Source organism: Pseudomonas mandelii (assembly GCF_006438925.1).
GTDB lineage: Bacteria > Pseudomonadota > Gammaproteobacteria > Pseudomonadales > Pseudomonadaceae > Aquipseudomonas > Aquipseudomonas mandelii_C.
This window is the reverse complement of sequence record NZ_RCZA01000020.1, coordinates 1-14246: the sequence shown is the minus strand read 5'-3', so window position 1 is coordinate 14246 and position 14246 is coordinate 1. Positions and strand designations below refer to the sequence as shown.

Sequence of the window (14246 nt, the reverse complement as noted above, 5' to 3'; positions counted from 1 at the left end):
CAACCCATTGCGCAATGCATGTCGTTGTTGGCGCGATATCGAACTTACAAGCATCAGGTAAATGAAGATGACCAATATCCATGACCAAGCGATGAACTATGTCTATCAGCAAGTGCTGCAGCGATTGCTGAGTTTCTTCTCGCGCGCCGAACGCACGGCATTGCAGCTGATGATTCAGCGGCTGGTGGTGGCCGCCGGGGGCATGGAGCGTATTGGCGAATACAAGGTACTGGCGATTCAGTCCGGGTCCCGCGACAGTTGTTACACCCTGGCGCTGCTGCGCGCTGCACAGCTGAGTATCGCCGGCCGGGCGCCAGCGACATTCCAGTTGCGAGTGGCATCCTTGCGCTTGAACGGCGCAAGCCCGACGGCCCTGGAAAACATCTATCGCAGCTACAGCGCCTTGTTCCTCTACGACGATCCTCGGGTCGAATTGTTGATGGTTGATAACCGGGAAGTCCTGCCGTTCAACCACCTGGCGCCGATTTCCGAAGGCGGCCGTGAGTCGAGTCGGCTCAATCTTTTGATGGTTGGCCATTGTCGCGCCTGGAACGGGCCGCTTGATCTATGGGACGACGGGTATCTGGCCACCGGTGAGTTCTATGGGCAAATAGCTCGTTGGGACAGCGGTGTCGATGCATTGATCAGCAGCGACTCACCTCGTCAGCAGAAGCAGTTTCTCGACGGGTTGAAACGTGCTGCCGCCAAGGCCGGGCTCAAGACCTCGAATCACCACGAAACCGGCTACGAGGCGCTTTTCGCGCTGCTCGATGAACTGGGCAGCGACTGCTACCGCGCGTTTTATGCTGAGCATGACCAGGTTGCGTGGCGTCCGGCCGAACGATTTGAGGCCTGTCGTCGCGCCACGTACATCGACATTCACGACTTGCTGGTCAGCAATCTGGAAGAGCGTTGGCCGCTGCTCACAGAGTTTCTCGGTTTTCAACCTGACGAACTGGCGGCACAGCTCAGCGACAACGAGTACGTCAGCCTTTCCATCTCTGCACACATGCGGGGTTTGCAATCGTGCTTCATGCACGGCCGCGGCTACGAGACGGGTGTCGCCGAATACCTGCAACGGGCATTGGTGATGATGCGGCGCAAACAACTGGCGGAACGGTTGTGCGAGCAAGCGGTAGAGGCGTTCGGCAATCCGGCGACATTGGCCGAGCAGCGCGTGCTGGCAACGGCCGAGGCTCAAAAAAACCTTGGCCTGAGCGAGGCTCAACTGGTGTGCCTGCTCTTTTCACCTTTCGTCGAAAATGGCGCGGCGCTTGAGCGCTTTCTGCGCGAGTGCCACCCCGGCATGCTCGTGGCGATGCCTGATTTGCACCGGGCAATGCAGGGCAATCCGGTGTCGGAGCAAGTTCTGCAATGGATGACCGACGTCAGCGGGTTGCCTGTCAGCTTGATCGGCAAGCTTTACCGCATGGGCCCGGTGTCTGCGGATGAGGGTAGGGCAGGCGCCCCGGAACTCGGCGGCGCAGGTTTGCAAGTCGAAGCAGCCGACTATGACGACGACACGGCGGTGGCGGATGAATGGACAGCGGGGCGCTGAAAGTGCGCGGCTTGACAGATTTCTTGACGATGCATGATGACGTTCACATGGCATTCGGCCCTCGCCCATGAAAGGGCCACGAGAAACTGACTTCGCGTATCAGGCGGTGTACCGATATCTGACTAACCTGATCAACGAACCGGTCAGTGACACGCGAGTCCGTCTGCCTTCGTTGCGACAGTTGGCGGAGCGTCTGAGCGTGTCGATCTCGACCATTCAGTACGCTTTAGATACTCCCGATTGTCAACGACACTGTAAAAAATATTTTTTATTGCCTTCAACCCCGCACTCACTAATTCCTATGAGGTGCTTTTGTCCATATCGGGTCACCGCCCCTGAAAAAGTGTAAAAATACTCGGTATTTGAACCCTCCTGTTTACACTTTTAATTCGTCCCTGGCTGAGGCGCTGTGAAAGCGACCCTGAGCCTGTAGAGGTTCAACCGCTGGCGGTGAACGACCCCATTTCGAAGCTTGGCTGGATCTGAGAGACTTAGGCCCTACTCCGGGCGTATTTGCCCCTGCGTCCAATGGCGCACAGAATGAATCCACTATCAGAAAGGAATGCTCGTGGTTCCAACCGCGTACGTCGTGATTTATACGGAAGAGAAACGCAGAATTTTCGTCGTGTTCTCACAAGTGTACGGTGACTTTGTTCTCACAAAGGAATGCAAAAACATCGGGTGCAAGTGTATGGGATGCGTGTTGGGCCAAGCTACGATTCACACCTGCGAAGAGGAGATTCCTGTCCTCGATCTGGAGTCGCAAAAGGAGCTAGAGGACAACATGGTTGTCATTCCCTTCACGGAAGAGGGGGAGATGTTTTTGAAAGGGCTCAAGATTGAGCGCTACAGGCGTTATCGAGGTCGTCTGAATAGGGCGATGCTGGAAGATGTGTGCCAGACTCCAGACGCTGTACTTTTAATCAAAGCAGAGGACGATGGAACGTACACTCATTCTTACGCCTCGCTAAGCTTGGATCAACGAGTGATTGCTAGGGGGTGTATTGCCAAAAATTGCCCCTGCATCGGCTGTCGAATTCAAGATATGCATTATATCGAGGCGTCCGGCAAGCTCGTGAAGATGATTGATCAAAATAAAGGTGGAGTTAATTCGAGTGGAGAGATCGTGCTGCCAATTTTTCAGGGCGAGGCGATTCTCTCGAAACTGCTTGGTCGTGACCCAAGTATTCGGCATGACTATAAGCCATATCCTTTCGGATCCCCTATTGAAGAGATGTTTTTCGAGCTCGCTTTTCTAGATCTGCACATATTTCCGCAGTACCAAGCAGGAAGATACCGCCTCGATTTTGCGATTCCTAACAAACGGATAGCGATAGAATTAGACGGACATGAGTATCACAAAACGAAGTACCAGCGAACCCATGATGCCCAGCGTGATCGATGGCTTTTCGGTGAAGGCTGGAATGTTTTGAGATTTACCGGCTCTGAGATTTATAAAGATCTCAACGGGTGCATCGATGAAATTTGTAAGTTGGCGAAGGTTGAGCGGCTGAGTGCCCAATCTGCTATCCCTTTATAACGATCTGGGCGGGTCTGTCGCCAAGAATGCTATAGCCAAAAAAATGGTTGTTTTATCATTCGTAGCGAGCCTCTCCGCACTCTAATAGATCTATTTTAACCTATATAGACTACGATCAGAGATGGCACCATCTCGGGGCGTGAAGATATGCTTGTAGGTAGCTGTTATTTTAACTCAATGAGGCTCTGCTGCTAGGTCGAGCCTCAGCGTAAATACAAAATTTTGTTTTAGATTAAATAATAACTCTATCGGGCTCTTGTTTTTTAGGTTGGGGGTTCCGGTTTTCCGTTAGGAGTCCTTAACCTTATCTATTAGAATGGTAATTCTGCTGTTGCTTTTAATTGCATAAGATACGACTCCGTTTTCGTGTAGACGATAGCGAAGATGTTTGATTATGCCTGGGTAATTACCAGCAATCTGATAGTCTGTGTAGTATGCGATCGACTTGATGATTTGATCGTTGTTCGCAATTTCTGCTCCTGCTTTATCGAAGCATTGTCCAAGTAATAGGGCAGTCGCAGTCGCACCTCCCCACTGAGCCAGACTGAAATAACTGTTGATAGTTCTCTCTGTGAATATGAAATGGCGGAGGCGCTCATTTTTTATGACTGTTCCCATGAATCTAACCATGTCATCCACGACCGGCAGCATGGTGAGTCGGATGGCGAGAAATATAAAAAGATGAATTAATCCAATGCCGGAGCAAATGAGCGCTACAACGAAAAACCATAATGCAGGATAAATACAAAGCGAAAGTATTGCGACGGTAGCATCGAAGTCTTGGCCAGGAAGCCCCATGACTTCTGAAACCAATGTTCTAGCAGGAACAAAGGCGATGAAAAAAAGTAGCGCATGGAAGGCGCGCCGAAACCACGTTCCGACTTTGTGCTCCCAAAAGCTTCGAACTTTAGGATAGGTAGTACCACAGAATCCGGCCACAAAGACTGTGATGCAAATGGTTGCTCCTACATTGAAGTAGCTGGGTTTTTTTGTTAACCACGTCAAAATAACGGTGCAAATGGCCAGCGCGACTCCTGCGGAGTAGGTGATCTTCCAGAACTCCCTGTACCTTCCGACAGTACCACTTTCACGGTTATGTGCTTTGCTTTCTTGGGTGTGCATTAGTGGTGCTCAATTTTTATAGTGTGTATTCGAATAATTCGAATGGTTGTGCAGGGACTGCGCTGTGATGTTGTTGCAGTTGGTGTTGGGCTTTCGATGGTGAGGAATGTATATGAATGAAATAGCTTCCGCAACTAGTTCGTTTTAAAAAAGATGGCGAAAGTCGCGCATCGTTGATAGCAAGTTGGCATATTTTGTTGCTGGGTGTACGGGTTTTTATAGCTGGCTTTTTGATGGTTTATTTGTGTGGATGATAAAAACCGTTGATTTTACTCACTCTTTAAGTTGGTGGCTTATGGCTATTGAGTATGCAGTTGATACACCGTAACTGGAGGAAATTCATTGTTAGGCGTTTTTTACAAAGCTGAGCGTCCACCAGGATGACTACGATGGGGTTAACCGTGAGCTTGTCGAGAAACCACTGGAGCACCGGCTGTCGATGACTCAATGCCTGGGTGCTTCGCCGACCCCAGCCCTTCATAGCGGAAGATATTTTTCTTTTTTGTGTCCTGTGAATTCAGGGTAGTGACACGCAAGCTTTGGGGTGTCGCAATCAGCGACTTCCTTATACCAGCAGGCAGTAGTTACCCATGACCAAGCAATCTAAAAAGCGTAGCAACCACGACGGCGACATCAGCAACCGAAACAAGGGCACACCGGGTACGAATGTTACCTTGGACAAAAATCAGGGTAATCGAAGCAAACAGCTGACGGAAAATCGCAACGTGCAAAACTAAGGGCTATCACTGGGACGCGGGCATGAACTGCCCGCTTTTACGTAAGGGGCTTTCCGAGGAGAGCCCGAGCCTTTCGAAATTCGTCCTCATAGGTATCAAACACTTCCTGAATGTGCCACCAGGGCAAATTCTTTTTCTCCATCTCCCTCAGCAGCACCACATTCAGCCAAGCAAATCTGAATTTTCTGTTCTGTGCCGAAGTGCTACTCCATAAGCCTCCATGCTTGCTGAGCAAGGGTTGCAGTGCCTTCAGAAGGCTGGTGATCACAGAGTCCCGAGGTTTGCCAGGATGAGGCTCTTCCCAGCGTCTTAGCGTTCGCTGCTTATCAGAAACGTCTGAATCGTCGCCGGCTAGAATTTCCCCCAAGAAACTACTCGGGCGACCGTCTCCGTGATAGCCGGCGTCCGCCGCCAAGGCACGCAACTGCTCGGTGATGGGCCGGCTCCAATGACCTGATTGTTCATCGAACTGGGGTGTCAGATTTTTCAGCAGAATTTCGTCTACTAGCCCGGCTCCGAGTAGGGCCTCCCAGTCTCGCACGCTGATTTCTGCGACAACCCAAGCACAGACTCGAAAAACGACCGCGAACGTGTCAGCGATTCTATTGTGCTCAAACAACGGCGAATCGAGCTGGTCAGGCTCACTGTTACCCCAGTCATAGGTCGCCATTCTCAAAACGCTACCCGAGCACCCCAGCTCCCTGGTCAACCTTGAAAAAACCATGATGCGTACCTTCTCACCAGAGGAAGCACAGGCCGGAAGCAATTCGCACCCAAGTTCTTTATCGAGCTCTAGCCAAGTCTTCCAATAAGCAATTGATCGCGGATCCCGTATAAGTTGTGCTTGAAGAAGACCTTTCCACTCATGCTCTGATTGCCAAATGGAGTCCGTATCCGTCGGGAGATCAAGCGCCGTGGTGTCCTCTGCCATCGCATTGATAGACGCAATACTTGAGGGTCTGACGGGAGAGTGTGTACCCGAAGAGAGAAACCATTTGTCCAGGCTCTTCCAGCTGGGCCATTCAGGCTTTTTTAGTCCTGAGTTTTCATACGCGTTTTCAAGTGCCGTAGCCCCGTACACCAGCGTGATCAGGCTGGATACGGGGATAAAAAACAGAAAGCCAGGGAGGTGGGGAACTTGTGGGCCAAGCGGTTGGGTAGCATCCATAAAGTTCAGCGTCCGTGGGTGTGATCAAAAGCGAGGAAAGGGCTTGCGACCAGGATAGCTAAGGGTGCTTTCCAACGGCCAGTTGCAGGAATAGGATGACCTTTGGACATCCCCAGCCAAGGATAGCGTCGTGATAAAAAATATAATCCTACGAGGCGTGTCGAGCTATTCCCCCGACACAAACTCCACGATCGGCCCGCTCACAAAGGTTAATGTGTTCTACGGACACAATGGCACGGGTAAGACCACCATTGGTAACTACCTCCAAGACCCTGCAGACCTGGTGTACCACCGTTGTAGCGCGTTGCCCGCAGATGCTGAACGTGAGGTGTTGGTTTACAACCACATCTTTATGGAGAGCAATTTTCATGCAAGCTCTCAGTCGGGTGTTTTTACGTTGAACGAAGGCAATATTGAAGCTGAGAAGGTGCTCGAAGTTGCCGAGTCTGCACTCAAGAAGCTCACAGAAGAACACCAGGACGTAGTGGCGTCAGGGAATGCACTGGGTGAGGCTCAGAAGGCCAACAAGACCGAGCTACAAGAACGTATATGGGCATTGAAAAAGCCGTTCGACAACGCGGCCTTGAAATACTGTTTTGCGTCTCTGAACACCAAGGAAAAACTGGCAGAAAAGGCTGTTGCTCTGAAGTCGGTACCGACCGCTGATACCTTCGAGGGGCTGATGGAGGAGGCAGAGCAATTACTGCAGGCAAGCGATGCTGTGCTGCCGGGAATACCCGCATTGAGCTTTGCTGAGGGCGAGATAGAAGGTCACGCTTTACTCCAAGAGACCATCACCGGATCGGGTGATTCGTATTTGTCGGCTCTGATTGGCGAGTTAGGCAACTCTGACTGGGTCAAACAAGCCTTCAGTTTTGTCCCCAAAGAGGAGGAACGCTGCCCATTTTGCCAGCAGCCACTACCTGCCCGGTTTTATGATGAAATCAGGAAGGTATTCGATAAAACGTATGAGCAACGAATTGGGCAACTCGCTTCATTGAAAGGCCGATACGAAGCTGGCGTGGCCCGCCTGCAATCCCAGTATCGTCGCACTGAATACCAGTTGCCTGCATTCCAAGCGCTCATTGCGAGCCTGGAAGCGAAATTGCTTCTAAACATTCAGAGCCTGTCAGCCAAAGCGGCAAGCCCATCTGTCCCGATTATGCTCACATCAACGGCCGATATCCTGGCTGACCTCAATGCCTTGGTCAGAGTCGAGCAAAGCAAAATCGATGCGATCAACCTCAAGGTAAGGGACAAGAAAACCCATCTGGAGAGCATAAAAACCCGCTTCTGGAACTGTTTTCGATTGAGCTGCGATGCACTGATAACGTCGGCCAAGAAGGTTCACAACGACTACGCATTGCAGCGGGAAGAAAAGCGCATCGCCATGGAAACCATTCGGGCAAAGGCACAAGAACAGAAGGACATCATCACTGACAGCAAATCCAAAATTACCAACATTGATCAGTCCATCGACAGCATCAACGCGTCTCTCAGCATGCTGGGACTTAAAGGTTTCACGGTGGTGAGGGAGGAGGGCGAACTTCCTCGGTACCGGCTCCAACGACCAGATCAGCAGACGGGTGTTTTCAAGACGCTCAGTGAGGGTGAGAAAACTCTCATCTCCTTTCTCTATTATCTGGAGGTATGCAATGGCGAACTGGACGGCAAGGGAAGCAAGCTCAGAAGCAACCGCATCATTGTCATCGACGACCCGATATCGAGCCTGTCCCACAACTACATCTATGACATCGCTTCGATGATTTATCGTCGTGTACTCAATCCAAAGGATCGCTTCAGGCAGGTATTCATTCTCACCCACAACCTGTTTTTCTTCCACGAAATGCTAAAGCACCTGAGGAAGGCAGACGAGTTTTCTCTCTTCAGGATTACGAAGGCGGTACACAGCACGATCACGCCGATGAAGGCTACAGATGTGCAAAACGATTATCAGTCTTTCTGGCAGGCCATCAAGGATGCAAAGGAAGGGCGTACCTCTGCGTCAGTGATTCCGAACATGATGCGAAACATCCTTGAATACTACTTCGCCTTCGTTCACCAACAGGATGAGCTGCAGGATGCTTTGGTTGAATTGGCTGACGAGGACACGGAATTCCGAGCCCTGTACCGATATGTGAACCGGGAGTCTCATTCTGATGCTGTTAATCTCACTGACTTTGGTGAAATCGCCCCTGAGCATTTCATTGAGCGATTTAAGCAGGTGTTCGTCAAAACAGGTTTTGGGGAACATTACGAAAAAATGATGAGCTAATAACGCGAGCGCGGTGTTCGACACAGCCGTATTTACTCGTCCCCGTCACGACCCCGAATCCAGTCGTGGTCAGGGACGATCAGCGATGCAACAAAGCCATCTTCTCGCTCCGCCAAGCCTTTTTCGTGCTGAGTAATTGCAAGCGCGAGCATCTGGATGGCTGACCGGGCCACACGCAAGGCGCGTAACACTTCCTGAGTGAATTGCTCACGATGATGGTGCTCGACCTCAGGTGCTTGCCTGCTGGAAGCTGGATCGCCAAGATCATGAAGAATCACGAAGCGGTGCGTGCTGGAGTTACGCAGATCTTTGTGAGGCCGGAGGATACCCTCTGTACCACCATAGTCGTCAGCGAGCTCCACAAGCCCGTAGAGAGCAACGGCGCCGCCGCGAATCACCGTATCGACCGGATTGGTGAGCGGGCCAACTTTTTTGGATTTATCAGGGGCTTTGCGCCAAAACGAGCTAAAGGAAATTTTATTGGGAGGCAGCCCTAGCTCAAAGTGGTGATTTGCCGTTACAGCTACCTTATCGAGCAGATCAAGGGCCGTCCGGTGAGCGAGTATGAGCGCAGATGTATCCGGACCGTAGTTGGCATAGTCGAGAGTGTCTGAGAATCGGCCCGTCACCGGCCAAACGCCTTCGTCGAAAGCTCGCCAGGCCAAATCACGAGCAAGGATAAAGTCACTTTTCAGCATGTTGAACATGGCGAATACGGGAGGTGGTGATCCGCCTGCCTCAGGCTCACGTTCTAAAATTCCGGGAAGCATGAGCCAGTCCAGCTTCCTCATCGAAGAATCGACTAGCTCGACGGCTGGAGAGAGTGTTAACCGTTCCGTTTCTACCCACCGAATGAATGGATCTGAGTGTGGTGAGCGCGGTGGTGGATCTCCAAGCTTGTTAGCAAATGCGGCGATTTCTTTTGCTGCTTGCGCACCCGCGTAATCGACGACTCGCTCTTCATTCGTATGTGCGATCTTTGCCAACATTACCGCCTCAATGCGAGTGAGGTCTGAGCATCCCCCTTGCTCAAAAAGCCACAGTAAATCACGGGTTGCGCAAAATGCGGCGACGCCATTTTTTGGATCAATTTCAAGTGCAGCAAGCCGAGCATCATGAGCTTCACCTAGACGAAAACTATTGCGGAACTGATTCGCGAGATTCGTCCAGGCTTGCGTTCTCAATGTTGATTTAGCGTCCACGTCTTGAGTGACTTTCCAGAAACATTGGCGCGCTTGCGCACGATGCTCTCGTGTGCGTTCCTGATGATCCAGCCAGCTAGAATCGCGTGGTGGCATGCCTGTCGCAGCAATAAAACCGTTTGCAAGGTTGTAGGTCACGTTCGCTGTTGGGAATAAATTGTGCAACTCACGAAATAACGCTAGACCTTCTTCGATAGCCTCCTGTTGCTGAGTCAGTGCGCCTCCATCCACTAGAACGCTTGCCCGTAGGTTCATCCAATTAGGTCGATCAGGAGTATCAAGATCGATCTCCCGAGCTTTTGTCACCGCGAGAGCAGGATCGGTATTCAACAAGTGATCGAGATGCGCGTGCAGCTCGCTGTAACGGCTAGGCATTGATGGCATTGGGTGCGCTCGCGTCGTCGGAATGAGTTTTCACGATTACAAACCAACCTTAGCTCACAATGAAGTCTGGTCACCACGTAGGAATTACTGGGTTAGAGTCCGAAGGTTTTTCAATCGAATAGTTTGGAAGGATCTTTTGCGCCCTTGAGGTCGCCCTGGCTCGCGACAACGTCGGAGTAGGCAAACTCATCGATGATCATTTGTCCAAACGCGTGAGCGTTAATCGTGATTGACTGGCAATGAGCCACCGCCGTAGGCTAAAGCTCAGGTTCCAACAACCAGGGAAGGCCATGATTGAGTTTGCATGCAAACACTGCCAGCAAAGCATTCGATTGAGTGACAATAAGGCCGGTATCTTTGGTCGATGCCCCCATTGCGCAGAGCCGGTGACAGTGCCTACTGCGAGTGACCTTGCGCTGCACGACGATGTATTTGTCGAGCTCGATCCTTCCCAGTCCCTTGTTCTCCAATCCGACGCGAATCACCCAAGTACAGATTTAGGGACGAGATCCGTCAGCCTCGCCAGCAAAGCCCTTGCGTGGTTTTTCGGTCTCTGTTTCATGATGCTGTTTGCTATGAGTGTCTGGCGTTATCCATTGGTGTCGCTACCGGCACTGGCGGGTGCGGCTTTGCTCATTCCGCCCATTTACCAACGCGCCCGGTCGATGCTCGGATTTGATGTAGGTGCACAGTGGAAGGTCATGGGCTCGGTTGTCCTGTTCATCTGCTACATGATGATGTTCTCCTCCGCCACCTCCAATGAGAATGCGGAGCGCAGCGAGCTCGCGAAAAAACAGGCCGAGCAACAGCGTAAAACCGAGCGTGAACAAACTGCTCAGTACCTCAAGTCAAATAAAGCTGCGATCCAAGCCGAGGCGAACGCTTTTATTGATCAGGGAAAGGTTGCTGAGGCGCTGAGTGTCGTAGGTAAGTATCGGGAGCTTGGAGACGCCGATATCGATGCAATCGCTGTGAAAGTGGAGCTCAAGAATAAGACCATTGCCACTGAGGCCAAGAAATCCAAACTCGTCGAGAGTCTCGCCTCTATCAAGGATGACAACATCTCTGAGCGAGCCAAAATTTACACGCAATTGGTCGCCTTGGCTCCTGACAATGCCGGCTACAAAAAACAGCTAACGGAGCTCAATACTCAGATCGCGCAAGCCGCTGCCAAGAAAAAGGCAGAGGAAGAGGCCGCTGCACTCAAAGCCTATCAACGGCAGACGGGATTGGCTTGGCGATACGACACTCACAAAGATGAAATGACCCAGAAAGAAGTACTGACAGCGCAGGTCGACTCAATCAATACCCTGTCCTTCGGTTTTCCATATTCAGGATCACAGCGGGCAACGCTCGAACTGCGTAAGCATCCTCGATGGGGATCGGACGTCATTCTTCAGATCGAACGTGGACAGTTTCTATGCAGCAGCTACGACGGTTGCAGCGTGAGCGTGCGGTTCGGGGAAGGGAAACCTCAACGGTTTTCCGCCACTGAGCCGAGCGATAACAGCACGACGTACTTGTTCATTTCCGACTACAGCAAATTTATGACTCAGCTACGTAAGGTCGACGAGGTGGTCATCGAGGCGAGCTTCTATCAATCGGGTAACCAGGCGTTAAAATTCTCTACAGAGAACTTGGACTGGAAGTAGTCCATGTCGGGCCAACGGGGCCTGCCTATTGCCCGTTTTTGTGCCGTGGAAGTCGGTTTTTGGGGGGGCGATCATTTCGAGCACGCGTCCGAATGTCGTAACGGCATTTAGCCAGCGCATAAGCATCTGAATGTGCCAGAATCTCCGCTTGCCCCCATCTGCCAAGGAAAGGTATGAGTTTTCTCGACCGTTTGTTCGCGTTCCGACAGAGTGAATTCCGGACACCCCTTGAGGACTTTCTCACCGAACTCTTTGCTGAGTGGCTGCGCCAAGTGACGTTTGCCGGTCGAGTTGAAGAGGTACTGACCGATCTCTTCAAACTGGCACCGGCCCAACTTGGAGAATTGAATAATCTCAATTCCATTGTCTGGGAAACTCAGCACGTCATCGGCCCAGGCGACCACGGGGCGGAGGGTAAACGCCCGGATCTGATTGGACGTTGTTCTAATTTTTTTCTGATCATTGAGAGCAAAATCGCAGCTGGATTTACCCAATACCAAGATGAGCTGGGGCGAGTCGATCAGCTGTCCATGTATCAGTCATACCGGAGAAGTCGGAACGAGACGTTTGGCGGCCTTGTTCTGATCACACACTCTACTTTGCCTCCATCAGACTGGGCCCATCAGACTCTGTACTGGCGTGCTGTTGAAAAGTACTTGCGCGGTTTTACGGATCACAGCTCGTCTTCCAGTGCATTGAATTACCTCACTCAACAATTGACCAAATTCCTTGGAGACAACGGTATGAACGGAACCCGTATCGATCTAGCGGATATTACTGCCTACCCCGCCTATCAAAGACTCACGCAAGGACTGACAGAGCTTGGTAGAGTTGCGGACAATTGCCTTAGAATCCAGGTTCAGGGAACTAGTCTGGAGCAACTTCGAGCTCCTCGTGGGGGGAGTGGTGGGGACTTCGTCTGGCCAACTTTTTGTGGATTGACACTCACCAATGACGGCTCCAAATGTCATGACGCTCAATTCATTTTGTGGAGTGGCACCCTTGCCGGAAAAGTTTACGAGTACATTGGGCCTCTCACCGATGGAATCCCAGATCTCTCGGTCGGTATTGGCTTGTGGTTCAATCAGGAAATCCGGCAAGAAGCCCGTAGCTACCTGGTAGCGTTGTGCGACAAGCTTAACAGTCAGGCGAAAGGGATGTGGGCACTGGACATCCACTCTCGCGATGGCAGGGGGCCGATGATCTTGCTGTCGACTCGTCGATCCCTTATCGATTTGCATGTTCAAGCTCTCGGCGGCGACTTGGACGATATCGCCAGTGTGTTCTTCACAACTCACAGCAATTCACTTCTAGTTGAGCTTTCAGCGCCACTCCTGGAAACCGGAAAGCGCGCTGATCAATTCCTGTTTGAAATGGTTACAGCTGATTGAATCGCCCCTGGTGTTGCAGACGCTGAGTGACGGCTTGTGGCCGTCAACCGCCGTTCGTGAAAGACAGCCATCGACCCGAAGCTGCCATTGAGGAATGGCAGAAATCGGCCAGAAGCAGTCATTCAATCTCGGGTAGCTAGCGGCTTGACAGCGAAATTTCGCAGTGCACGAGTACATATCTGGGCGATACTCGAATGACGCTGGATGTGCTGTTCTAGCTGCAACGTTGAACCAATGGACGTAAGCCAACAACCTAGCCTGCCGGTAGATAACCAATAGATGCTGCCAGAGCTAATTTAATTTTCACATAGCTAAAATCAAGCATCTCATTTCTATTGAAAGTATCCGCCAGTACCAATAAGATGGCTCTGCAATAACCAAAATAAATATTAACATCAAGGAGAAATCTTATGGCGCTTAAACCTGGCCCAAAGCCAATTGCTAAATCCACCGGCGAAGTTGATAAGCGTCGTCGTGACAATAAAGGCACGGAAGGGAATAACCCCGATTTGAAACCTAGCAAATCCTCAAAAAAATAGGTTGTCGCTGGCAGAAGCTACTTCAATGGTAGCTTTTGTCATTAGAGCTTAGGGGATGAATGCATAGCCTGTAATTTTGCTTTGTCTGACAATCATTGCCGTTTTAAAAGCTCCATAACGACGTATCGAATATCATCATTGCGGCATAGCCTGAGAGTTAAATTACCCCGGGTTTTCTAGATGCCCTTCAGGCTCGCAGCGGACAGTTTTTTTCAACTCTACCAGTGACTGAACTGCCCCTATTTTCGCGGAGAAACTGAGTGACCGCTTTTGGCCGATTTCCGCCTGGCGCCACCGGCAGCAATGTGCAGCTCTCAGCCGATCAATGTTACTAAGTGTGGGGCAAGTGCAACGCAAACGAGTGTCAGTGCCGATGCAATGTAAGCGACCCATAAACCACACATGGCAAAAAACCGATGTGTGCATTTAGCGCGAGATAGTCGGGGAACAGTTCCACGGCAGCAAGGCTTCGAAGTCTTCTACCGAAGTAGCTTGTGGCAGGCGTTCAAGTACGTGGCGCAGCCACGTATAGGGCTCTTGGCCGTTGGCTTTGGCAGTTTCGACCAGGCTATAGATCTGCGCACTGGCCGTCGCGCCCTTGGGCGTGTCGCTGAACATCCAATTTTTGCGACCAATCACAAAGGGTTTTACCGCTCGCTCGGCCTTGTTGTTATCGAT

10 protein-coding genes and 1 pseudogene are annotated in these 14246 nt (G+C 51.2%); 7 read left to right on the top strand and 4 right to left on the bottom strand.

The window, feature by feature from the left end:
* The first annotated feature begins 67 nt into the window (after window positions 1-67).
* The 3 genes and pseudogenes from EAH74_RS30610 (at window position 68) to EAH74_RS30600 (ending at window position 3098) form a co-directional block, all read left to right on the top strand.
* Complete coding sequence (locus EAH74_RS30610; RefSeq protein WP_140683931.1) at window positions 68-1558, top strand: hypothetical protein; 1491 nt, start codon at window positions 68-70, stop codon at window positions 1556-1558.
* Between the two features lie 67 nt (window positions 1559-1625).
* Window positions 1626-1784 (top strand): annotated as a pseudogene (locus EAH74_RS30605) (PLP-dependent aminotransferase family protein); the annotation flags it as partial.
* Window positions 1785-2126: 342 nt separating this feature from the next.
* Window positions 2127-3098: an endonuclease domain-containing protein gene (locus EAH74_RS30600; protein ID WP_161600345.1), complete on the top strand. Its 972-nt coding sequence runs from the start codon at window positions 2127-2129 to the stop codon at window positions 3096-3098.
* Window positions 3099-3386: 288 nt separating this feature from the next.
* Here EAH74_RS30600 and EAH74_RS30595 read toward each other — a convergent pair whose 3' ends face one another.
* Together EAH74_RS30595 and EAH74_RS30590 are read right to left on the bottom strand one after the other, a co-directional pair.
* Complete coding sequence (locus tag EAH74_RS30595; RefSeq protein ID WP_140683928.1) at window positions 3387-4220, bottom strand: hypothetical protein; 834 nt, start codon at window positions 4218-4220, stop codon at window positions 3387-3389.
* Window positions 4221-4994: 774 nt separating this feature from the next.
* On the bottom strand, window positions 4995-6125 hold the full coding sequence (locus tag EAH74_RS30590) for a hypothetical protein (RefSeq protein ID WP_140683927.1): 1131 nt from the start codon (window positions 6123-6125) through the stop codon (window positions 4995-4997).
* Between the two features lie 130 nt (window positions 6126-6255).
* Between EAH74_RS30590 and EAH74_RS30585 the strand changes: the two genes are divergently transcribed.
* Complete coding sequence (locus EAH74_RS30585; RefSeq protein WP_140683925.1) at window positions 6256-8400, top strand: AAA family ATPase; 2145 nt, start codon at window positions 6256-6258, stop codon at window positions 8398-8400.
* A gap of 32 nt (window positions 8401-8432) precedes the next feature.
* Here the strand turns inward: EAH74_RS30585 and EAH74_RS30580 are convergent, their stop codons facing one another.
* Window positions 8433-9986, bottom strand: coding sequence for an LA2681 family HEPN domain-containing protein (locus tag EAH74_RS30580; protein ID WP_140683924.1), 1554 nt, complete (start codon window positions 9984-9986; stop codon window positions 8433-8435).
* 290 nt (window positions 9987-10276) lie between these two features.
* Between EAH74_RS30580 and EAH74_RS30575 the strand changes: the two genes are divergently transcribed.
* The 3 genes from EAH74_RS30575 to EAH74_RS33655 all read left to right on the top strand — a co-directional run bounded on the left by EAH74_RS30575 (window position 10277) and on the right by EAH74_RS33655 (window position 13568).
* On the top strand, window positions 10277-11638 hold the full coding sequence (locus EAH74_RS30575) for a hypothetical protein (protein WP_140683922.1): 1362 nt from the start codon (window positions 10277-10279) through the stop codon (window positions 11636-11638).
* 173 nt (window positions 11639-11811) lie between these two features.
* Window positions 11812-13029 carry a hypothetical protein gene (locus tag EAH74_RS30570; protein WP_140683921.1) on the top strand — a complete coding sequence of 406 codons (1218 nt, stop codon included), beginning with the start codon at window positions 11812-11814 and terminating at the stop codon, window positions 13027-13029.
* 410 nt (window positions 13030-13439) lie between these two features.
* A complete protein-coding gene (locus EAH74_RS33655) occupies window positions 13440-13568 on the top strand; it encodes a hypothetical protein (RefSeq protein ID WP_275671813.1) in 129 nt (42 codons plus the stop codon).
* Window positions 13569-13994: 426 nt separating this feature from the next.
* Here EAH74_RS33655 and EAH74_RS30565 read toward each other — a convergent pair.
* The coding region (locus EAH74_RS30565; protein WP_140683057.1) for a transposase domain-containing protein at window positions 13995-14246 on the bottom strand (252 nt) is incomplete at its 5' end.